Source organism: Serratia sp. JSRIV006, from assembly GCF_019968685.1.
Lineage (GTDB): Bacteria > Pseudomonadota > Gammaproteobacteria > Enterobacterales > Enterobacteriaceae > Chania > Chania fonticola_B.
The window spans coordinates 1,711,322-1,732,714 of sequence record NZ_CP074137.1 but is presented as its reverse complement, the minus strand read 5'-3'; the positions used below and the strand labels follow the sequence as shown (position 1 = coordinate 1,732,714).

Annotated in this window: 21 protein-coding genes; 12 read left to right on the top strand and 9 right to left on the bottom strand. The window is 56.8% G+C overall.

Features of this window, described 5'->3' with window-relative positions:
- Positions 1–805 precede the first annotated feature (805 nt).
- Positions 806–1,516, top strand: a complete 711-nt coding sequence (locus KGP16_RS08045; RefSeq protein ID WP_021805233.1) for an ABC transporter ATP-binding protein — start codon at positions 806–808, stop codon at positions 1,514–1,516.
- A gap of 25 nt (positions 1,517–1,541) precedes the next feature.
- On the opposite strand, the gene bioD is transcribed toward KGP16_RS08045, so the two are convergent.
- Genes bioD through bioB form a run of 4 tightly spaced genes read right to left on the bottom strand, consistent with a single transcriptional unit; the run spans position 1,542 to position 5,154 of the window.
- The gene (gene bioD, locus KGP16_RS08040; protein WP_059200186.1) at positions 1,542–2,222 is read right to left on the bottom strand and encodes a dethiobiotin synthase; all 681 of its coding nucleotides are present in this window, start codon (positions 2,220–2,222) and stop codon (positions 1,542–1,544) included.
- The gene (bioC, locus tag KGP16_RS08035; protein ID WP_218519674.1) at positions 2,215–2,982 is read right to left on the bottom strand and encodes a malonyl-ACP O-methyltransferase BioC; all 768 of its coding nucleotides are present in this window, start codon (positions 2,980–2,982) and stop codon (positions 2,215–2,217) included. Before bioC ends, bioD begins: the two co-directional genes overlap by 8 nt.
- The gene (bioF, locus tag KGP16_RS08030; protein WP_218519675.1) at positions 2,966–4,117 is read right to left on the bottom strand and encodes an 8-amino-7-oxononanoate synthase; all 1,152 of its coding nucleotides are present in this window, start codon (positions 4,115–4,117) and stop codon (positions 2,966–2,968) included. The genes bioC and bioF overlap by 17 nt, the downstream gene beginning before the upstream one ends.
- A complete protein-coding gene (bioB, locus tag KGP16_RS08025) occupies positions 4,117–5,154 on the bottom strand; it encodes a biotin synthase BioB (RefSeq protein ID WP_021805237.1) in 1,038 nt (345 codons plus the stop codon). Before bioB ends, bioF begins: the two co-directional genes overlap by 1 nt.
- 91 nt (positions 5,155–5,245) lie before the next feature.
- Here bioB and bioA point away from each other — a divergent pair, with 91 nt between their 5' ends.
- The gene (gene bioA / locus KGP16_RS08020) at positions 5,246–6,520 is read left to right on the top strand and encodes an adenosylmethionine--8-amino-7-oxononanoate transaminase (protein ID WP_223501127.1); all 1,275 of its coding nucleotides are present in this window, start codon (positions 5,246–5,248) and stop codon (positions 6,518–6,520) included.
- A gap of 75 nt (positions 6,521–6,595) precedes the next feature.
- Positions 6,596–7,078, top strand: coding sequence for a kinase inhibitor (locus KGP16_RS08015; RefSeq protein ID WP_021805239.1), 483 nt, complete (start codon positions 6,596–6,598; stop codon positions 7,076–7,078).
- Positions 7,079–7,121: 43 nt separating this feature from the next.
- Here the strand turns inward: KGP16_RS08015 and pgl are convergent, their stop codons facing one another.
- Complete coding sequence (gene pgl, locus KGP16_RS08010) at positions 7,122–8,117, bottom strand: 6-phosphogluconolactonase (RefSeq protein WP_223501126.1); 996 nt, start codon at positions 8,115–8,117, stop codon at positions 7,122–7,124.
- Positions 8,118–8,272: 155 nt separating this feature from the next.
- Here pgl and KGP16_RS08005 point away from each other — a divergent pair, with 155 nt between their 5' ends.
- Positions 8,273–9,094, top strand: coding sequence for a pyridoxal phosphatase (locus KGP16_RS08005; protein ID WP_223501125.1), 822 nt, complete (start codon positions 8,273–8,275; stop codon positions 9,092–9,094).
- 108 nt (positions 9,095–9,202) lie between these two features.
- Positions 9,203–10,357 carry an IS481 family transposase gene (locus KGP16_RS08000; RefSeq protein WP_371822683.1) on the top strand — a complete coding sequence of 385 codons (1,155 nt, stop codon included), beginning with the start codon at positions 9,203–9,205 and terminating at the stop codon, positions 10,355–10,357.
- 244 nt (positions 10,358–10,601) lie between these two features.
- Here the strand turns inward: KGP16_RS08000 and modC are convergent, their stop codons facing one another.
- The 4 genes from modC to KGP16_RS07980 all read right to left on the bottom strand — a co-directional run bounded on the left by modC (position 10,602) and on the right by KGP16_RS07980 (position 13,458).
- Positions 10,602–11,705, bottom strand: a complete 1,104-nt coding sequence (gene modC, locus KGP16_RS07995) for a molybdenum ABC transporter ATP-binding protein ModC (RefSeq protein WP_021805242.1) — start codon at positions 11,703–11,705, stop codon at positions 10,602–10,604.
- The gene (gene modB, locus KGP16_RS07990; protein ID WP_021180337.1) at positions 11,706–12,395 is read right to left on the bottom strand and encodes a molybdate ABC transporter permease subunit; all 690 of its coding nucleotides are present in this window, start codon (positions 12,393–12,395) and stop codon (positions 11,706–11,708) included.
- The gene (gene modA, locus KGP16_RS07985; protein WP_223501123.1) at positions 12,392–13,165 is read right to left on the bottom strand and encodes a molybdate ABC transporter substrate-binding protein; all 774 of its coding nucleotides are present in this window, start codon (positions 13,163–13,165) and stop codon (positions 12,392–12,394) included. Before modA ends, modB begins: the two co-directional genes overlap by 4 nt.
- A 149-nt stretch (positions 13,166–13,314) precedes the next feature.
- Complete coding sequence (locus KGP16_RS07980) at positions 13,315–13,458, bottom strand: AcrZ family multidrug efflux pump-associated protein (protein ID WP_021180335.1); 144 nt, start codon at positions 13,456–13,458, stop codon at positions 13,315–13,317.
- Between the two features lie 179 nt (positions 13,459–13,637).
- Between KGP16_RS07980 and modE the strand changes: the two genes are divergently transcribed.
- The 7 genes from modE (at position 13,638) to galM (ending at position 21,219) form a co-directional block, all read left to right on the top strand.
- Positions 13,638–14,429 (top strand): molybdenum-dependent transcriptional regulator, encoded by a 792-nt coding sequence (modE, locus tag KGP16_RS07975; protein ID WP_209528013.1) that lies wholly within the window; start codon positions 13,638–13,640, stop codon positions 14,427–14,429.
- 90 nt (positions 14,430–14,519) lie between these two features.
- The gene (gene modF / locus KGP16_RS07970) at positions 14,520–15,989 is read left to right on the top strand and encodes a molybdate ABC transporter ATP-binding protein ModF (RefSeq protein ID WP_223501121.1); all 1,470 of its coding nucleotides are present in this window, start codon (positions 14,520–14,522) and stop codon (positions 15,987–15,989) included.
- 120 nt (positions 15,990–16,109) lie between these two features.
- Positions 16,110–16,682, top strand: coding sequence for a cysteine hydrolase family protein (locus KGP16_RS07965; protein ID WP_021805246.1), 573 nt, complete (start codon positions 16,110–16,112; stop codon positions 16,680–16,682).
- 216 nt (positions 16,683–16,898) lie between these two features.
- Complete coding sequence (locus KGP16_RS07960) at positions 16,899–17,717, top strand: CPBP family intramembrane glutamic endopeptidase (protein WP_021180331.1); 819 nt, start codon at positions 16,899–16,901, stop codon at positions 17,715–17,717.
- A gap of 264 nt (positions 17,718–17,981) precedes the next feature.
- Entirely contained in the window at positions 17,982–19,031 is a 1,050-nt protein-coding gene (gene galT / locus KGP16_RS07955; protein WP_021180330.1) for a galactose-1-phosphate uridylyltransferase, read from the top strand.
- The gene (gene galK, locus KGP16_RS07950) at positions 19,031–20,182 is read left to right on the top strand and encodes a galactokinase (RefSeq protein WP_021805248.1); all 1,152 of its coding nucleotides are present in this window, start codon (positions 19,031–19,033) and stop codon (positions 20,180–20,182) included. Before galT ends, galK begins: the two co-directional genes overlap by 1 nt.
- Positions 20,176–21,219, top strand: a complete 1,044-nt coding sequence (gene galM, locus KGP16_RS07945; RefSeq protein WP_223501119.1) for a galactose-1-epimerase — start codon at positions 20,176–20,178, stop codon at positions 21,217–21,219. Before galK ends, galM begins: the two co-directional genes overlap by 7 nt.
- Positions 21,220–21,393: the final 174 nt, after the last annotated feature.

Below are 21,393 nucleotides of genomic sequence, written 5' to 3'. Positions count from 1 at the left end.
CGACACATTAACGATATACGTTGGCTTGATTTTAATTAACCTGTTGATATTAAATTACTTTAATAAAAAGACGAGAATGCGGACAACCTGCGCACAACCCGCGCCCGCTCTCTGTTCACACCGCTTTTCTAAGTATAATGCACAAGGTTATCCACAGGAATAGTGGATAACTCTCACTACCCCATGGGGGGCGGGAGTTGCGGAAAGAACGCTTTTCCCAATGAAACGTCAACTGAGTCGGTTTTTTAGTTATTTTTTTACAATAATTCTGCTTTGGTTATGCCGATTAATGCTAAAAGCCGTGATAACGAAAACGCTCTTTTCGCTATTTTGCTTTTCAGGGGTTGCAAGTTGCGGCAACAACCTTTAGGGCTTGCACCAACAGCTCGCCGTGCCGCACGGTAACGGTGCAAAAAACGCCCAAGTTAACTTTATTGCCCTGACAGCCCCCTGCATACCGGGCTTAAATCAGTTAACAAAACACTAACAAACCACCTTTTTTGTTGCGCAACACCTGATGGCCTAGGAATTGCATATCCTGGTTCAGGGGCGTTACCTTGCAGAAGAACCGGCAAACGCTGGCGAAAATCGGCCGCAGCCAGCTCGGTTATCTTCGGCGAAAAAGTTCATTGCATACCAAAACCCCCCCTAGAGCCGCCAAACGACCGGTAGCGGCCATTTTCCAATTTTTAGCCTGAGCCGCGATTAGGGTAATCAGCACAGCATTTGCCACACCCGGGAGAGACACCGCTTGCTGCGGTCAACGTTATCCATACGTGAATATCGGTCTTGGAGGAGATGCCAAATGTTAAGCTTAAGGGCGGTAAACCAATATTATGGGCAACAGCATACGCTGTGGGATGTCAGCCTTGAGTTACCTCGTGGGCAATGCACCCTGTTGCTTGGCCGCAATGGAGTGGGCAAAACCACGCTGATCAATTGCATCATGGGACACCTGCCGATCGTCAGCGGCAGCATGACCTGGCAGTTGGCGGATGAGCCACCGCAAAACCTGTTGCCACAGCCGGTAGAAAACCGGGCGTTACTGGGCATTGGTTACGTGCCACAAGGGCGGCAAATCTTTTCCCAACTGAGCGTTGAAGAGAACCTGCAGGTGGCCTTGCTGGCCGGGCGTGACAAGGTCCGCCGTATGCCACCCATCATTTACAATCTGTTCCCCCGGCTGCAGGCGATGCGTATGCGCCGTGCGGGCGACCTGTGCCAAAGCGAGCAACAGCAGTTGGCATTAGGCCGCGCTCTGATGCTGGAGCCGGAACTGCTGATCCTGGATGAACCCACCGCCGGGATGTCACCTTCCCTGGCGACGGAGATCGGCCAGGTACTCCGTAAGCTGAATCAGGAACTGGGCATGACCATTTTGCTGGTTGAGCACCAACTCCCCTTTGCCCGCCATCTGGCCGACCGCTTCTGCTTGATGGATAAAGGCCGTAACGTGGCCAATGGCACGCTGGGGCAGTTGGATGAGGGGCTGATTGATGCCTATCTGACGGAGTGATTTGGCCCCTCCGTGGGCCATCAGGTTAAGGGTTCAACCTGGTTAAATCGAGATACTGTCCCAATGCCTGCTGTTCTACCTGCGGTAAATGTGGGATCTCGCCCAACAGGGGAGCGGGCAATAGGCGGCAAAGAGTGGCAAGGTACTCTTGATGGCGTTTTCCTGGCGGGGTAACGTCATTGGCGATCCAGCCTGCCAGGGTCAGACCTGACTGTTGGATCGCCAACGCAGTCAACAAAGCATGATTGATGCAGCCAAGCTTGATGCCCACCACCAGGATCACCGGCAGCTGCTCCTGCTGTGCCCAGTCGGCAAAGGTCTCATGCTCAGAAAGTGGAGTGAACCAACCGCCGGCCCCCTCTACCAACAGCCAGTCCGCACGTTGTTCAAGATGACGTAAACCGGCGGAAAGCCGTGCCAGCGAGATAGGCCGCCCTTCGGCCTGGCTGACAATATGCGGCGAAGTCGGTTCGGCAAAGGTGTAAGGGTTCACTACGGCGTAATCCAGCGCTACGCTGCTGTTTCTCTGCAGCGACAGCGCATCGCCGTTGCGTAACCCTTCATCGGTCATCTCACTGCCTGACGCCACCGGTTTATAGCCAGCACAGCGCCATCCCGCCGCGCTGGCGGCCTGTAGCAAGGCGCTGCTGGCCACGGTTTTTCCCACTTCGGTGTCGGTTCCGGTAACGAACCAGCGCTTAATCACGATAAATCACTCCATAAACCAAATGATAACTGAGAGGAAACTGCCCGTCCCGGCAAGGATAGGCAGCCTGCAATGCGGCAAGCCGCTGGCGGGAAAGCAGGCCAGCCTCGCGTCCTTGATGCAGGTGAGTCGCACCGATGCCCTTTAGCGATCGCATCAACGTCATCACGTCGGGATAACTGAGCGTTTGCCAATTTGCCGTAAGCTGGTGCCGGTAGGGATGACAGGCGGCGGCGATCTGAGTTGGCGGCAGGAAGTCATTAACATGACGCTCGCCATCGACTTGCTGCCAGGCGTCGCCTAACTCGTGCAAAGCCCCTTGTGCCAAAGTAGCGAACAGGATCAGTCCACCGGGCCGCGTCACCCGATACAACTCAGCCAGCGCCAGAGGCAAATCGCTGCACCACTGCACCACCAGGCTGCTAAAACAGATATCCACCGAGGCGATCGGCAAAGGGATATGTTCGATATCCCCCAGCAAATAGCGATCCGCCGCTTGCTGCTGACGGGCAAATGCCAGCATGCCCGGAGCCAGATCCAGCGCGCTGACCTGCTTGCCCAGCTCGCGCCAGCGACGGCTGAAATAGCCCGTGCCGCAACCGGCATCCAACACCTGTTGGCCTGGATGAGACAGCCCCATCCCCAGTAAGCGTTCACCAACCTCCCGTTGCAGCACGGCTGCGGTATCGTAGCTCGCCGCTGCCCGGCTGAAGGCCGCCGCCACCGCCTGCTTGTTCACCGTATCAATGGCAGACGTCATGCAGTACCTCCAACAAGCGATCGATATCCTGTGGCTGGTGTGCCGCAGTGAGCGTAATACGTAACCGCGCCCCCCCCGGCGGCACCGTCGGCGGACGAATGGCGCTGACCCACAATCCCTGCTCTCGCAGGCGCTGCGCCAAATCCAGCGCCTGTTGGTTATCCCCCACCAGCAACGGTTGGATAGCGGTATCCGACGCGGTTAGCGTTAACGGCAGACCCGCCACCCCGGCACGAAAATGCTGGATGTGTTTTTGCAGCCGACTACGTAGTTCATCCCCTTGCTGAATACAGCTTAACGCGGCCTGCAAGGCACAGGCTTGGGCGGGCGGCATCGCGGTGCTGTAAATCAGATGGCGGGCGAATTGCAGCAGATATTCCGCCAACGGCTCATCGCAGAGGATCGCCGCGCCGCTGACGCCAAATGCCTTGCCAAAGGTGACGACCAGCACTTCCGGGTGCACACCTTGCTGCCAGCAACTGCCGCGCCCCTGCTCGCCACGTACGCCAATCCCGTGCGCATCATCCACCATCAGCCAGGCACCTGCCTGCTGCGTCAACCGATGTAGTTCGACCAACGGTGCGCTATCCCCGTCCATGCTGAACACCCCTTCGGTGATCGCCAACTGTTGGCCTGCACAGTTTTTTTGCAGCAAGGTGGCCAATGCCTGGGGCTGGTTATGCCGAAAACGCCGCAGTTGCGCCGGTGAGTGAGTGGCCGCTTCCAATATAGAGGCGTGGCTGAGCTTATCCGCCAAAATGCGATCGTCGGCCTGCATCAGGGCAGCCAGCAATGCCTGATTGGCCGCGTAGCCGGAAATAAACAGCAGCGCACGCGGGTAGCCGAGCCACTCCGCCAGTTGCTGCTCCAGCTCATGATGAGCATGGCAAAAACCGGTGACGTGGCCGGAACCGCCGCTGCCAACGCCGTAACGCTGCGCCCCCTGCTGCCAGGCGGCAATCACCTCAGGATGTTGGCTCAGGCCCAGATAGTCGTTGCCAGAAAAATTCACATAGCGCTGGCCGTCGAGTTGCAGATAGCGGCCATTACCGCCTTGATTCACCTGACGTTGCCGATAAGCAGCGGCTCCTCGCCGCTCCTCAAGCGCCTGTTCGATCCGTTGCTGCCAGCTCATTACAGCGCCGCGTTGTAGAATTCGGCGGTATCGGCGTGCAGCAACTGCTCGGTCAGCACCTGTTGCTGCTGATTGTCGCCCTGTTCGGTGGCGGTTTGCTGCGGATTCAGGCCCAGCTTGCGGAACAGTTGCAGATCCTTGTCCTCTTCCGGATTAGGCGTGGTCAGCAGTTTGCAGCCATAGAAGATGGAGTTGGCCCCAGCCATAAAGCACATCGCCTGAGTCTGCTCGCTCATCTGTTCACGGCCTGCCGACAGGCGGACGTAGGACGTCGGCATCATGATGCGGGCAATGGCAATGGTGCGGATAAAGTCGAACGGATCGACATCGTCATTATCGGCCAATGGCGTGCCTTTCACCTTCACCAGCATATTGATCGGCACGCTTTCCGGGGGTTTGGGCAGATTGGCCAGTTGCACCAACAACCCGGCGCGGTCACGCACCGTTTCGCCCAGCCCGACAATCCCACCGGAGCAGACTTTGATCCCGGCGTTGCGCACCTTATCCAAGGTATCCAGACGTTCCTGATAGCTGCGGGTGGTGATGATGTTGCCGTAGAATTCCGGCGAGGTGTCCAGGTTATGGTTGTAGTAATCCAGCCCCGCTTCGGCCAGCCGTTCGGCCTGCGCGCCATCCAGCGTGCCCAGCGTCATGCAGGTTTCCATCCCCATCGCCTTGACGCCCTGCACCATCTGTTGCAGATAAGGCATATCGCGCTCATGCGGGTTTTTCCAGGCAGCCCCCATACAGAAACGGCTCGAACCGGCCGCTTTGGCCTTGCGCGCCGATTCCAGCACCTGTTCCACCTGCATCAGCCGCTCGGATTCCAGGCCGGTTTTATAACGCGAACTTTGCGGGCAGTACTTACAGTCTTCCGGGCAGGCACCGGTTTTGATCGACAGCAGCGTACTGACCTGCACCTGTTGCGGATCAAAATGTTGGCGGTGAATAGTCTGTGCTTCGAACAGCAGTTCGAGTAAGGGTTTATCAAACAGGGCCTGGGCTTGCCCCACTGTCCAGCGAATGCGGTCGGCCATTTACGGCGTCTCCAAAAGGGAAAAAAGTGTCGTCAGTGTAGAGTTTGCGATTATACTGTCAACCATTCTATTAAAATTTGGTTTACGGTTAATGTCTGTTTCCCCCTGCGATATTGAATTCGATCGACGCCACATCTGGCACCCTTACACCTCCATGACCCAGCCCTTGCCTTGCTATCCGGTGGTGTCCGCCAGCGGCGTCGAGCTGCAACTGGACGATGGCCGCCTACTGGTAGATGGCATGTCTTCCTGGTGGGCGGCGATCCACGGTTACAATCATCCACAGTTGAATCAGGCAGCCGTACAGCAGTTGGAAAAAATGTCGCATGTGATGTTCGGTGGCATCACTCATCCTGCCGCTATTGAACTGTGCCGCAAACTGGTAGCGATGACGCCGGAAGCGTTGCAGTGCGTATTCCTGGCAGATTCCGGATCGGTGGCGGTCGAAGTGGCGCTAAAGATGGCGCTGCAATATTGGCAGGCCCGTGGTGAACGGCGGCAGCGCATTCTGACCTTACGCCATGGCTATCATGGTGATACCTTTGGCGCGATGTCGGTCTGCGATCCGGACAACTCCATGCACAGTCTGTATCAGGGCTATTTGGCCACCCACCTGTTTGCCACCGCACCGCAATGCCGTTTTGACCAGCCTTGGGACGAACAGGACATTGCCCCGTTTGCCGAATTACTGGATCAGCACGCCGGGGAAATAGCCGCTGTGATCCTGGAGCCAGTGGTGCAAGGTGCCGGTGGAATGCGCATCTATCATCCAAGCTATCTGCAACGCGTGCGGGAGCTGTGCGATCGCCACCAAATCCTGCTGATTGCCGACGAGATCGCCACCGGTTTTGGCCGCACAGGCAAACTGTTTGCCTGTGAACATGCCGGCGTAGTGCCGGATATTCTTTGCCTGGGCAAAGCGCTGACCGGTGGCTATATGACCCTTTCCTCCACACTGACCACGCGCCACATAGCAGAAACGATCAGTAACGGAGCCGCAGGCTGCTTTATGCATGGGCCAACCTTTATGGGCAACCCGCTAGCCTGTGCCGTAGCCTGCGCCAGCCTGTCCTTGCTCGAGGAAAATCACTGGCAACATCAGGTCGCCGCCATTGAAACACAGCTTAAACAGCAGCTCTTACCGCTGGTGGCATCACCCAAAGTGGCCGACGTGCGGGTGCTTGGGGCGATTGGCGTGGTGGAAATGCATCAGCCGGTGGATGTGGCGTTGCTACAACGTGGCTTTGTCGAACGCGGCGTGTGGATCCGGCCCTTCGGTAAACTGATCTACCTGATGCCGCCTTATATCATTACGCCAGAGCAGCTCACCCGGCTGACGGCAGCAATCGCCGTGGCGGTGGAGTAACGGTTTTAAGGTTGTATTGTGGCGGCAAACCGATCTAGCTTAGGGGTTCGGTATTTTAGACAACTGGGAGTCATTATGGCTTTTCGTTTGTACAGCAGCGATCTGCAAGACGGCGCAAAAATGCCTGAACGACAGGTATTTAACGGCATGGGCTACCATGGGGATAACCTCTCCCCTCATCTGGCCTGGGAAGATGCACCGGCGGGCACCAAGAGCTTTGCCATCACGGTTTACGATCCCGATGCCCCTACCGGCTCCGGTTGGTGGCACTGGGTGGTCGCCAATATCCCGGCAAACGTGCATGAACTGCCGCCAGGTGCGGGTTCCGGCAAACCGGGGCTACCCGCTGGCGCAGTGCAAACCCGTACCGATTTCGGTAAGGCCGGTTACGGTGGTGCGGCTCCGCCACAGGGTGAAAGCCATCGTTATCAGTTCACCGTGCATGCGTTGGACGTGGAAAGCATTCCAGTGGATGCAGAAGCGAGTGGCGCGATGGTCGGTTTTAACATCCACTTCCATAGCCTTGGCAAAGCGACGTTGACGGTAAAATACAGCTGAGAAACGTTGGGGGGCGAAGCGCTTCGCCCCGATTTTTAACCCATTATTTTGCCAGTACGCTCACCCACATTGGGCCTTTGCCCACCGGGTAACGTGCCAGATCCGTCAGCTCACCGCTGTTTTGGTCAATCTGATACACGCCGATATGACCAGATTTCTGCCCTGCCGCAATCACGAAGCGACCGCTGTGATCGATATTGAAACCGCGTGGCTGCTCTTCTGTGGCATGGTGGCCAACCACCTCAATCTTGCTGCCGTCTTCCGAGACGCTGAACACGGTTAAAATGCTGGCGGTGCGATCGCTGGTATACAGGAAACGGCCGTTTGGCGTGAGGTGGATATCCGCCGCCCAACGGGTGCCGGTGAAATCGGCAGGCATCATGTCCAGGCTCTGCACCAGCGTATATTTGCCACCGTTGGCTTCGATAGCGAACACATCTACCGTGCCATCCAGTTCATTGACGCAGTAAGCGAATTTATCGTTACCATGGAATGCCATATGGCGCGGGCCTGCACCGCTTGCCGTCGCTACGGCTTCTTGGCCGTGTGGCGTCAGTTGGCCCTGTTGGCTCAGATTGAACAGACGGATGCGGTCCTCTTTCAGACATGGCACCAGCAGCAATTGATTGGTCGGGTCAATATTGGCCGAATGCGGCGCGGTCAGGCCATCGATCTGCTGGGTAGGCGCAAGCACTACGCCATCATGGCCAATCGGGCTGATGCTGGCACAGTTGCCGCTGTAAGACGCGGAGAACAGATAACGGCCCTGCAAATCGGTGGAAATATGGGTTGGGCTGCCTGGCAGTGGTGCCATCCCTGCCTCATGCAGCGTGCCATCTTCGGCGATACGGTAGCTGACAATGCCAAACGCCGGACGTACCCCAACATACAGATGAGTCTTGCCCGGGTGGATCGCCATCGGCTGTACCTGCCCCGCGACCTCGACCGTTTGCAGCAGCGCCAGTGCGCCCTTGTCGTCTAACTGCCATACGTGGATCTGCTGGCTCTCCGGGCTGGCGACATAAACGATTTGCTTCATTTGCTCTCCTTAATGAGAAAGGGTAACCGGTTTCAGTTTGTTCTAGCTTACGCGACATTTGTGACATGGCAACCCTGGCAGGTTACGCAGTTTTATCGAACGGTTATCCGGTGTACCATCGAGGTAATTTTCTTGCTAACTATAATGAGACCGCTATGAGCTACCGTGTTATTGCCCTCGATTTAGACGGCACTTTGCTAGACAACCAGAAACGTATCTTACCGCAGTCGCTGGCCGCGCTGGAGGAAGCCCGCACCGCCGGGGTGAAAGTCGTAGTGGTCACCGGCCGTCATCACGTGGCTATCCACCCGTTCTATCAGGCGCTGCAAATCGATACGCCAGCCATTTGTTGTAACGGCACCTATCTGTACGACTTCCAGCAGAAAAAGGTACTGGCGTCCGATCCGTTGGCAAAAGAGCAGGCCAAGCAGGTACTGCAACTGCTCAAGCAAAACGCTATTCACGGCCTGATGTATGTGGACGACGCCATGCTGTATCAGGAAACAAGCGGTCATGTGATCCGTTCGCTGGCTTGGTCTGAGACTTTGCCGGTAGCCCAGCGCCCAACGTTGTTGCAGGTCAACAGCCTGATGCAGGCGGCGGATGACGCGCAGGCCATCTGGAAGTTTGCCACTTCACATAGCGATCTCCCAGCGCTGCGCAGCTTTGCCGAAATGGTAGAAAAAGAACTGGGCCTGGCCTGTGAATGGTCCTGGCACGATCAGGTGGACATTGCCAAAGGCGGTAACAGCAAGGGTAAACGCCTGCAGCAGTGGGTGGAGTCACAGGGGTTGAGCATGGATCAGGTGGTCGCCTTTGGTGACAACTACAACGACCTGAGCATGCTTGAGGCCGTTGGGCTGGGCGTTGCCATGGGTAATGCCGATAATGCCATCAAGGAACGTGCAGACCTGGTGATTGCCGATCACCTGCAGCCAGGTATTGCCGAAGTGATCCGTTCTCGTGTGCTGAATTAACAAAAACGACCCCTCACCCTAACCCTCTCCCTGTACAGACCGGGGACATCATGAACACTTGTTCGGGGACATGGTAGACACTTACAACATAGGTATGAGTACTTCTGAGTGGAGTTGCTTATGCCGTGGGATGAGAGATCTGCCATGTCATTACGTACCGAGTTTGTGCTTTTCGCCTCGCAAGAAGGCGCTAATATCCGTGCGCTATGCCGTCAGTTCGGCATAGCGCCTGCTACCGCATACAAGTGGTTACATCGCTGGCACTCTGATGGGCGCGCCGGTCTGAACGAACGTTCTCGAGCGCCACACCATTCCCCCAGCAGAACCTCTGACACCGTTGTCCAACATCTCCGCGCTGCACACCTGGCCCATCCGATGTGGGGCGCACGCAAGCTCAAGCGGTGGCTCGAGATGCAGGGGCATACGTTACCGGCCGCCAGCACCGTGCATAACCTCATGCGCCGCCATGACCTGCTACCGGGCGGTCCGTCACCGACGCCCACCGTCGGACGCTTTGAACATGACGCCCCGAACCGACTCTGGCAGATGGACTTTAAAGGCCACTTCCCCTTCGCCGAAGGGCGTTGTCATCCGCTGACCTTGCTGGATGACCATTCGCGCTTCTCGCTCTGTCTGGCGCACTGCCCGGACGAGCGACGTGTCACCGTGCAGTCACAGTTGATAGCGGTGTTCGAACGTTATGGCTTGCCGGAGAGAATGACCATGGATAATGGTGCCCCCTGGGGCGACACGACGGGCAGTTGGACCGCGCTGGAACTGTGGCTGATGCGTCAGGGTATCCGGGTGGGTCACTCTCGGCCTTATCATCCTCAGACTCAGGGTAAGCTGGAGCGCTTCCACCGCAGCCTGAAGGCAGAGCTCCTGCAGGGACGGTGGTTTACCCATGCCGCGCAGTTGCAGGAGGTGTTCGACGCCTGGCGAGATACCTACAACCTGGAACGCCCACACGAAGCCCTGTCAATGGCGGTGCCAGCGTCCCGTTATCAGCCTTCATCGCGACAGTACAATGGCAATCCGGCGGCAGCCGAGTATGACGAGGGGGTCCTGGTCAGGAAAGTGGATGTCAGTGGAAAACTAAGCCTGAAAGGGATGGGTCTGAAAGTGGGCAAGGCCTTTATCGGTGAATATGTCGGGCTGAAGGAAAGTGAGAGAGAGGGCTACTACGAGATATGGTGGTACAGCACGAAAGTGGGGATGATCGACCTGAGAAATAGGTCGATCATCATGGGTAAAGGATGTTAAAAAGTGTTCACCATGTCCTTGAACACCTGTCTACCATGTCCCCGGTCTGTACACTCCCACAGGGAGAGGGAACAGATCGAGCCGCTATTAATTACAGAAAACTACCCTACCACGGCCCTGTATCAACTCACTTTTCGTAGGGAAAGGGACCGATCACGTTGGGTTGAAAATTCGGTAACGCACCTTGCATGAGGGAGCGGTCGAGTTTGCTGAAGTGACCTCTTTATTTCCAAACGAGCAGGGGCTAATAGCTCCCTCTCCCTGTGGGAGAGGGTTGGGGTGAGGGGCCATCGCGGCTGATCGACACGCTCTTGACCTGTGCATACAGCCACTGACCGGGCCTGATAGCCAGATCGTCACGTGCCCATGGGGTGATGCGCGCCCAGAGGATGTTTTCCCCGACCATCAGCTTCACTTCAACCTGCCCTGCCACATCCAGACACTCCGCCACCTTGGCGGGCAAAATATTACGAATGCTGCTGTTGGCTGGCGGTTGCAGCACTAAAGAAACGTCGGCAGCGTTGATACGAATACGCATCTGGCTACCGACCGGCGCTTCAATACCGCCGACCCACAGCCGCTGATCGCCCAGTGCCAGCGCGGTCATGGCATAGCGCGGGTGATGTTCAATCACGCTCACGCTCAACACGCTGCTCTGATCTTCTCGCTGTAGCCAAGGCCGCAGCGCGCTGCTGGCCCAAACCTCCTCCAACCCGCCGTACGCACGCACCTGGCCGTGATCCAATACCATCACCTGCTCTGCCAGGCGCAAGATCTCGTCCATGCTGTGGCTGACATAGAGAATGGGGATATTGACGTCCTGCGCCAGCCGCTCCAGATATGGTAGCAGCTCACGCTTGCGTGGCATATCGAGCGAGGCCAGCGGTTCATCCATCAGCAACAGTTCCGGCGCGGTCAACAGCGCCCGACCAATCGCGACACGCTGTTTCTCTCCGCCGGACAGGGTCAAAGGCAAACGGTTCAGCAACGGCGCAATCCCCAACAGCTCGACAATGCTGTCAAACTGGCCGCGCATACTGGCCGCCATGCCGTATTGCAGGTTGCCACGCACGCGATAATGCGGGAACAGGCGCGCATCCTGGAAAACATAGCCAACACGGCGCTTTTCAGGTGGCAGACAGACACCACTGGCGGTATCTACCAGTGTGCGGCCATTAAGCACAATACGCCCCTGCTGCACCAGCGTCAGGCCGCCGATAGCATTGATCAAGGAAGTTTTACCGGCCCCGGAAAGCCCGAAGATCGCGGTGATCCCCTGAGCCGGCAGATTAGCCTGCACGTTGAGATTGAGATCGCCAAGCTGCTGGGAGAAATCCAGTTCTAACATCTATAAGCCCATACGCTTGCGGCCCCAGCGGGCCAGCCATTCGGAAACCATCAGGGCAGCCAGGGCCAGCACGATGGCAATCACGCACAAACGCGCTGCCGCCGCCTCGGCCCCTGGCGTTTCGATCAGGGTGTACATTGCCAGCGGGATGGTACGGGTTTCACCAGGGATATTGGAAACAAAGGTGATGGTGGCGCCAAACTCGCCCAAAGAGCGGGCAAAGGCCAGCACCACGCCAACGATCACACCGGGAAGCGAAAGCGGTAAGGTGATGGTGAAAAACACCCGCCACGGGTTGGCACCCAGGGTACGGGCCGCCTGTTCCAAGCGGATATCTACCGCTTCCAGCGACATGCGGATAGCACGTACCATCAGCGGGAATGCCACCACCGCCGAAGCCAGGGCGGCACCGCGCCAGCTGAAACTGAAGCTGAAACCAAACCAGTTATATAACCATTCGCCGATAAAGCCGCGCCGCCCCATGGCAATCAGCAGCAGATAGCCCACCACCACCGGTGGCAAGACTAACGGCAGATGAACAATGCTATCCAACAACGATTTACCGGGGAAATTGCAGCGAACCAGGATCCAGGCCATTAAAATACCCAGCGGCAAACTGCAGATCACCGCCAGGCTGGAGACTTTCAGGCTCAGTTCGACCGCCTGCCATTCATACTCACTTAATATCATTTACGCGGGGTGAATCCATAACGTTCGAAGATAGCCGCAGCGGCCGGAGTCTTCAGGTAATCGTAGAAAGCCGTCACGGCTGGCGTCTGGTGATCTTTAACGATGGCCATTGGATACTCAACCGGCTTGTGGCTGTCTTGCGGGAAGATGGCAATCACTTTGACCTTGTCGCTGGCCACGGCGTCCGAGCCGTAAACGATACCCAGCGGGGCTTCTTCGCGCTCAACCATGGCCATAGCGCTGCGCACGTTATTGGCCCGCGCCAGCTGAGGCTCCAGCGTGGTCCATGCCCCCAGGTTCTGCAACGCTTCTTTGGCGTAGATGCCCGCAGGAACATGATCCGGATCGCCTACGGACAGGCGGCCACCGTTGAGCAATTTGGCCCAGTCGGTTTGCTTGTTGATAGTGATTTTATCTTGTTTGGCCGATTTGGCGGCGATCAGCACCAGTTCGTTGCCTAGCAGAGTATAACGAGTATCTTTCACTATCTGCTGCTTATCGATGGCGTAATCCATCCATTGCTGATCGGCAGAGATAAACATATCCGCAGGCGCCCCTTGCTCAATCTGGCGTGCCAGCGTTGAGGAGGAAGCAAAAGAGGAGACGACTTCGACGTCTTTGCCTTTCTGGTATTCGGTGGCGATATCTTGTAAGGCGTTGGTCAGCGAGGCTGCGGCAAACACGGTGATTTTCTCCGCCGCAGAAACCTGTGCCACCAGCCCGCAAGCCAATGCCACACCGCCAACCCAGTTAATCCATTGCTGTTTCATTGTTTTCTCCGCAAGTTAACCATCATCACATCGCTATGTAAAAAATAATATAACGCAGCGAGAACGATTGTCATGCGGTTTATCGGCAAAGCGAGAGATAACTTGAGAAATACCCGCCAAGAGAGCTCGGCGGGCATTTGGGAGGGGGATTAGCTGCGGTTTTCTTTAGGATGGCCAACTTTGGAGAAGATGTTGAACACCTCGCCCAAGCCATAAATCAAGCCTAAAATAATGGCCATCACTACCGGCACCATGACCACGGCAAACAACAGACTTTTCAATAATTCTAACATCGTAGCCTCACTTGACTGCTTTAAACCGCTGCGTAGGCTTCACTGTAAACCAAAACGCAGGCGAAAACGCGGTTATTTTACCGACTGCGGGAAATTTGTAACCGGCTAAACGTGCTCAGTTGGCGCTTTGCGGCAAATCGGCGACAATAGCCTGACTTACTGCCTTATAAGGACCCATCATGCAGGCCGAGATCCTCCTTACCTTAAAGCTGCAGCAGAAACTGTTCGCTGACCCACGCCGCATCGCGCTGCTCAAGCAAGTGGTGCATACCGGCTCGATCAGCCAGGGAGCCAAACTGGCGGGGATCAGCTACAAAAGCGCCTGGGATGCCATCAACGAGATGAATCAGCTGGCCGAGCAGACGGTGGTCGAACGCGCTACCGGCGGCAAAGGCGGCGGCGGCGCGCAGGTGACCCGTTATGGCCTGCGGCTGATCCAACTTTACGATCTGCTGGGCCAAATCCAGCAGAAGGCCTTTGACGTGTTGCAGCAGGACTCTCTGCCGTTGGACAGCCTGTTGGCCGCCATCGCCCGTTTTTCCTTGCAGACCAGCGCCCGCAACCAGTTTTTCGGCACCGTGATTGAACGCGACCATCAGCAGGTCCAACAGCATATCAGCCTGCTGCTGGCCGACGGCAACACCCGCCTGACCGCTGCCGTGACTCAGCAAAGCGCCGACCGGCTACAGTTGACGCCGGGCAAAGAGGTGTTAGCCCTGATTAAAGCGCCTTGGGTGAAACTCAGTACCGATCAGGCTTCGACCGGCCTGGCCGATAATGCGCTGCCGGGAAGCGTAGCCAGTATTCAGCCTGGTAGCGATCACAGTGAGGTTCTGGTCACGCTTAACGGCGGAGAAACGCTATGCGCCACCGTCAGCAATCAGGAACTGGCACAGTTGAAACTGAGCGTCGGCACGCCGGTACACGCCTTGTTCAATGCCGATCGGGTGATTGTCGCGACGTTGTGTTAAACGCAACGTCACGTTGCAGTATTGCCGATTGACATCTTTTCCGCTTGCGCCTATTTCTAAGGAAATTAATTGCAGAATAGGGAACATAGGATGTCGTCGTTGCACATTTCGCAAGGTTCATTTCGTCTAAGCGATACCCGCACGCTGGAGCTGGATCGGCTTGATATTCAGTCCGGCGATAGCTGGGCATTCGTCGGGGCTAACGGCAGCGGGAAATCCGCGCTGGCCCGGGCGCTGGCCGGTGAGCTGACGTTGCTGAAAGGCGAACGCCACAGTGATTTTCGTCAAGTAGTGCGGCTCTCCTTTGAGCAGTTGCAAAAGCTGGTCAGCGACGAATGGCAACGCAACAATACCGACCTGCTTAGCCAGGACGAAGACGACACCGGGCGCACGACGGCGGAAATCATTCAGGAAGAGCTCAACGATCCCGCTCGCTGCACACAGTTGGCTGAGCAGTTTGGTATCACGCCGCTGCTTACGCGCCGTTTCAAATATCTCTCTACCGGTGAGACCCGCAAAACTCTGCTGTGCCGTGCCCTGATGGTCCAGCCCGATTTATTGATCCTCGATGAGCCGTTCGACGGGCTGGACGTCAATTCACGCGCTCAGCTCGCCACTCTGCTTGGCGAACTTTCACAGCAAGGTTATACCGTGGTCCTGGTGCTCAACCGGTTTGATGAAATCCCAGACTTCATTGAGCAGGTCGGCGTACTGGCCGATTGCACCCTCACTAGCCAGGGGCCACGGCAACAGGTGATGGCCGATGCGCTAGTCGCCCAACTGGCGCACAGTGAAAATCTCAACGGCTTGACGCTGCCAGAAACCGAAGATCCCACACAGGTCATCAGGTTGCCGGACGATCGGCCACTGATCGTTCTGCGTGATGGCGTAGTCAGCTACAACGATCGCCCCATCCTCAACCAACTCAGTTGGCAGGTTAACCCCGGTGAACACTGGCAGATCGTCGGCCCGAACGGGGCGGGAAAATCCACCCTGCTCAGCCTGATCACCGGCGATCATCCGCAAGGCTACAGCAACGATCTGACGCTGTTTGGCCGCCGACGCGGTAGTGGAGAAACCATCTGGGATATCAAACGCCATATCGGCTACGTCAGCAGCAGCCTGCACCTGGACTATCGGGTCAGCTCCAGCGTGCGTAACGTGATCCTGTCCGGTTTCTTTGATTCGATCGGTATTTATCAGGCAGTTTCCGATCGTCAGCATCAGTTGACCTCACAATGGCTGGCGCTGCTCGGGCTTGGCGCTATGGGCGATGCTCCCTTCCATAGCCTGTCCTGGGGCCAGCAACGCCTGGCGCTGATCGCCCGGGCATTAGTCAAACATCCGGCGCTGCTGATCCTCGATGAGCCACTGCAAGGCCTGGATCCGCTAAACCGCCAATTGGTAAGGCGCTTCGTAGATGTGTTGATCCAACAGGGCTCAACCCAGTTGCTGTTTGTTTCACACCACGCAGAAGACGCGCCGCAATGTATCACCCACCGTTTCTCCTTCATCCCTGAAGGCGATGGCTACCGCTATCAGCAAGACGTCCTGGCGTAACATACTCGGGATGAGTGCTACAGCGCTCATCCTGAGGACATATCCGGCAACACTTCCTCCACTACGCATCACATTTGGCCTTTTATCCTTAAAGGGTACAGAAACGTTTTGGGAGAAGGTATGTCCGCCGCGCTGATTATGATTGACCTGATTGAAGATCTGGCTGGCCCTAAAGGGCGGGCGAATCACTGCCACGAACAGATCGTAACGCGTGATGTGATCGCGCACGTCAATGCTGCTGCGGCCTACGCGCGGGTGCGTAAAATCCCGGTGATTTGGTTGCGCACCGGTTTTGCCGACAATTACCACGATATTCCCCGACACTCGCCGCTGTTCAATCAGCTCAAACATATCGGCGCACTACGTTTAAGTAACGGGGGATGCCATTGGCTGGCCGGTCTGGAGGTAAAAACCGAGGATCTGTGCCTGGAAAAGAAAGGGCTCAGCGCGTTTGCCGGTAACAATTTGTTAGCCTGGTTACAGCAGCACCGCTGCCACCACCTGTTATTGGGCGGTATCAGCACCCCGCTTGCCATTGAGAGTACCGCCCGACAGGCGCACGATGCAGGCTTACAGGTAACGGTGCTACAAGATCTGTGCGCCGCCCCAACGGAAGAGATCCACCAGCAGAGCCTGGAGACCTTGCAGAACCTTGGGGAGGTTATGCGTTCGCAGGCGTGGATGCGCGGTTAAAACCACGACACCATATGTTTGAGACAGGAGGGAGTCATGCAGCACAATTAGAAACAGCTAGTTAGCCGTTATAAGCACGATTAACTACTGTCCCGACCTTTATATTCATCCTGTTGTGCTACTATCCCATTTAGTGCTCATTTATATTTAACCAGACATTAACACGCCGGATTTCCGGCATTGAGCGCCGTGTATCTATTTAAAGGGATAGCTATTATGTGGGGCGTACTTTCGGCTTCGTTGTTTTTTTTGCCATTTAACCGGCTGATTGCCTCAGTAGTATTGGCGGCGGCTGCTGCAATGGGGGTTTACCATCATGTCCTGACGCCCGTCGGGCTGGGCTATCTGGCGGTTATCGCCATTGCCATCTGGCTTCATCAACACTATCGCCAGCAGCGCAGCATCGCGCTAGCGCTGGAAGTATTTTTAGTCGCCTGCTCAATCGCTCTGTTTTATCACCTGATACCGGGCTTCAATAACCAATTGATGGTCGATCAGGTCAAAGTGGGCCCGATGAGCTCGCTGTATTCCATGTATTACAACTTCGATAAGGCACTGGTCCCCTTTCTGCTGTTAGCCTGCCTGCCAACGCTATTTAACGCGGGCAAGCCTGACAAACAAGTAGGCGTCAGCGCCTGGCTGATCCTGGTGCTCTGCATACCTGCGGTGCTGCTGTTGGCGGTGGCGCTCGGTGGGCTGAAAGTTGAGCTGCATCTACCCTCCTGGATCCTGGCCTTCATTATGGCCAACCTGTTTTTTGTTTCGATGGCCGAAGAAGCGCTGTTCCGTGGCTATTTGCAGCAGCGTCTGCGCCAGTGGCTGGGTGCCTATCCGGCACTGATTATAACCGCCCTGCTGTTTGGAGCCGCTCACTTTGCCGGTGGCATGTTGATGGTGGCATTTGCCACGCTGGCAGGGGTGATTTATGGCCTGGCCTGGATGTGGAGCGGCCGTCTGTGGGTGCCCATTCTCTTCCACTTTGGGCTAAATCTGGTCCATTTGCTGTTCTTTACCTACCCGGCTTACCAATATTAGTCCCCCTCCAGGCCGGCAGAGTTCTCTGCCGGCCTGTCCAGTGTAATCGCTACCACCTAACCCACCCTGCTGCCTTGCCTACCTCAACCGAATTAAAGCCTCAATCGATGTAAGCGATTCCATTTTTCGCGCTAGATCACCTTTTTCTCACCGCGGCCGTGCTATCTTCTAGCCATTATTTTCCAAAATGCACTCGGCTATAGTCGGTCACGCAGCAGGTGAAAGCGATTACAATTAGCCCCGTCGCTAGATAAAGGAAGCGCAATGCCTGATTTCAATCCTATCGATCATCCACATCGCCGTTTTAATCCCCTTACCGGGCAATGGGTGCTGGTATCTCCGCACCGGGCCAAACGCCCGTGGCAGGGCCAACAGGAATCCCCCGCTCAGGAAACACTGCCAGCACACGATCCCGACTGCTTCCTTTGCCCCGGCAACACGCGCGTAACCGGTGATAAAAACCCTGACTATCCAGGCACCTACGTGTTCACCAATGATTTTGCCGCCCTGATGCAAGATACCCCGCAGGCGCCGGAAAGTGACGATCCGCTGATGCGTTGCCAAAGCGCCCGTGGCACCAGCCGGGTGATCTGCTTCTCCCCCGATCACAGTAAAACGCTACCGCAGCTGACGCTACCCGCACTGGAACAGGTGATCGCCACCTGGCAGGAACAGACCGCCGATCTGGGGCGCAGCTACCCCTGGGTACAGGTGTTTGAAAATAAAGGGGCCGCGATGGGCTGTTCCAATCCTCACCCGCATGGTCAGGTATGGGCCAACAGCTTCTTGCCGAATGAAGCCGAACGAGAAGATCGCCTGCAACAGGAGTATTTCAGCCAGCATCAATCCGCCATGCTGGTGGACTATGCTCAGCGCGAGCAGGCCGACGGCAGCCGTACGGTGGTGGAAACCGAGCACTGGTTGGCGGTTGTCCCTTACTGGGCAGCCTGGCCGTTTGAAACGCTGTTGCTGCCAAAAGCGCCGGTACAGCGCCTGACCGACCTTAGTGCAGCACAAAGCCGCGATCTGGCCATTGCGCTGAAGAAACTCACCAGCCGCTATGACAACCTGTTCCAATGCTCTTTCCCTTACTCCATGGGCTGGCACGGCGCGCCCTTCAACCAGGCCGATAACCGCCACTGGCAACTGCATGCCCACTTCTACCCGCCGTTACTGCGCAGCGCCACGGTGCGTAAATTTATGGTGGGCTATGAAATGCTGGCGGAAACCCAACGCGACCTCACCGCAGAACAAGCCGCTGAACGCCTGCGTGCGGTCAGTGATATCCATTACCGCGAAGCCGGAGTGAAATAATGAGTCTGAAGCAACTTACCCAAGCCCTGTTTACCGAACACTTTGGCTACGCACCCACCCTGACGATCCAGGCTCCGGGACGAGTCAATCTGATCGGCGAACACACCGATTACAACGACGGCTTCGTCCTGCCCTGCGCCATTGATTATCAAACCGTGATCAGCGGGGCTCCACGTAACGATCGCCAGATCCGCGTATTGGCCGCCGATTACGAGAACCAGCAGGATCAGTTTTCGCTGGATGAGCCTATCGTCAGCCACGCCAATCTGCGCTGGGCCGACTATGTGCGCGGCGTGGTGAAACACCTGCAGACCCGCGATGCCAATTTTGGCGGTGCCGATCTGGTGATCAGCGGCAACGTCCCGCAGGGCGCCGGGCTCAGCTCTTCCGCCTCACTGGAAGTGGCCGTCGGGCAGGTGTTGCAGGCGCTCTATCAATTGCCGTTGGACGGCGTAGCGCTGGCGCTGAATGGCCAGGAAGCGGAAAACCAGTTTGTCGGCTGCAACTGCGGCATTATGGATCAGCTGATTTCTGCGTTGGGCAAGAAAGATCACGCCCTGCTGATCGACTGCCGCTCTTTGGAAACTCGGGCGGTGCCAATGCCAGCCGATGTCGCCGTGGTGATCATCAACTCCAACGTCAAACGCGGCCTGGTCGACAGCGAATACAACACCCGCCGGCAACAGTGCGAAGCGGCGGCTCGCTTCTTCGGCGTCAAGGCGCTGCGCGACGTCAGCCCGGATCTGTTCTTCCCGATCCTGCACGAACTGGATCCGATCGTGGCCAAACGGGCGCGCCATGTGATCACCGAAAACGATCGCACCCTGGCCGCTGCCGATGCCTTGGCCGCTGGCAACCTGAAGCTGATGGGCAAACTGATGGCTGAATCACACGCGTCGATGCGTGATGATTTTGAAATTACTGTGCCCCCTATCGATACGCTGGTCGAGATTGTGAAAGAGGTCATTGGCGATCGTGGCGGTGTGCGTATGACCGGAGGGGGCTTTGGGGGGTGCATCGTGGCCTTGATGCCGCAGGATCTGGTAGAGTCGGTACGTACAGCGGTAGCCCGCGAATATCCACTGCGAACCAACGGCCTGCAAGAAACCTTCTACGTCTGTAAAGCTTCACAAGGATCCGGTCTATGCTGAGTGATAACTCCGCCGTTGCCCCAGACGGCCAGCCCTTTATTCTCACCACCCTGAAAAATGCCGCGGGAATGACGGTCACGTTGATGGATTGGGGCGCAACCTGGCTTTCCGCCTTGCTACCGTTGAAATCAGGGGAGCAACGTGAGCTGCTGCTGGGATGCCAAACCCCGCAGGACTATCTGCACCAGGGGGCCTATCTGGGGGCCACGGTCGGGCGCTATGCCAACCGTATTGCGCATGCCAGCCTAAACATCGATGGCAAGCCACACCCGCTGATCGCTAATCAAGGGGAGCATCAACTGCACGGCGGGCCAAACGGCTTCCACGCTCGCCGCTGGCAGATAGTAAAGCAGGATGAGCAGCAGGTGGTTTATCAACTCCATTCGTCAGACGGTGACCAGGGCTTCCCTGGCAACCTCGACGTGACGCTGACTTATCGACTCACCGCCGAACACCGGCTGGAGATTGAGTATCAGGCACAGACCGATCGCGCCTGCCCGGTCAATCTGACCAACCATGCTTATTTCAATCTGGATGGCGCAGGCCACGACGCCCGACAACAGCGCTTGCAACTGTTCGCCGACCGTTATCTGCCCGTGGACGGCGATGGCATCCCCTGTGCCGAACTGACGGCGGTGGCAGGAACCGGGATGGATTTCCGCCAGCCGAAAACCCTGCGGCAAGATTTATTACGCGACCGCGATCAGCAACGGGTTAAGGGTTACGACCATGCTTACCTGTTACACGATACCTGCCACGGGTTGGCAAGCCCGGCGGCTCACCTGTGGTCTGCCGACGGCAAGGTCGCGATGACAGTGTTCACCACCGCGCCAGCGCTCCAGCTCTACAGCGGTAATTATTTGGGTGGCACACCGGCGCGCGACGGCGGTAGCTACCAGAATTACGCCGGCATAGCGCTGGAAAGCGAGTTCCTACCGGACAGCCCGAACCACCCAGAATGGCCACAGCCGGACTGTTGGCTACAGCCTGGGCAGCGTTATCAGAGCGCAACGCACTATCAGCTTATTCCTATCTGAGCCGCCACGCCCCTTGTCATGCGGTAAGGGGCGTGATTGTTATAATTGCTTACATTGCACCCCCAGGCCGTTACCTTTCCTTATTGCCAACCCCGCACTAGAATCAGGCTACCGTGGTATACACAAGCCCGTGAGTGATATCACAATTTTCGGCCTGCTGGCCGTTCAATAGCT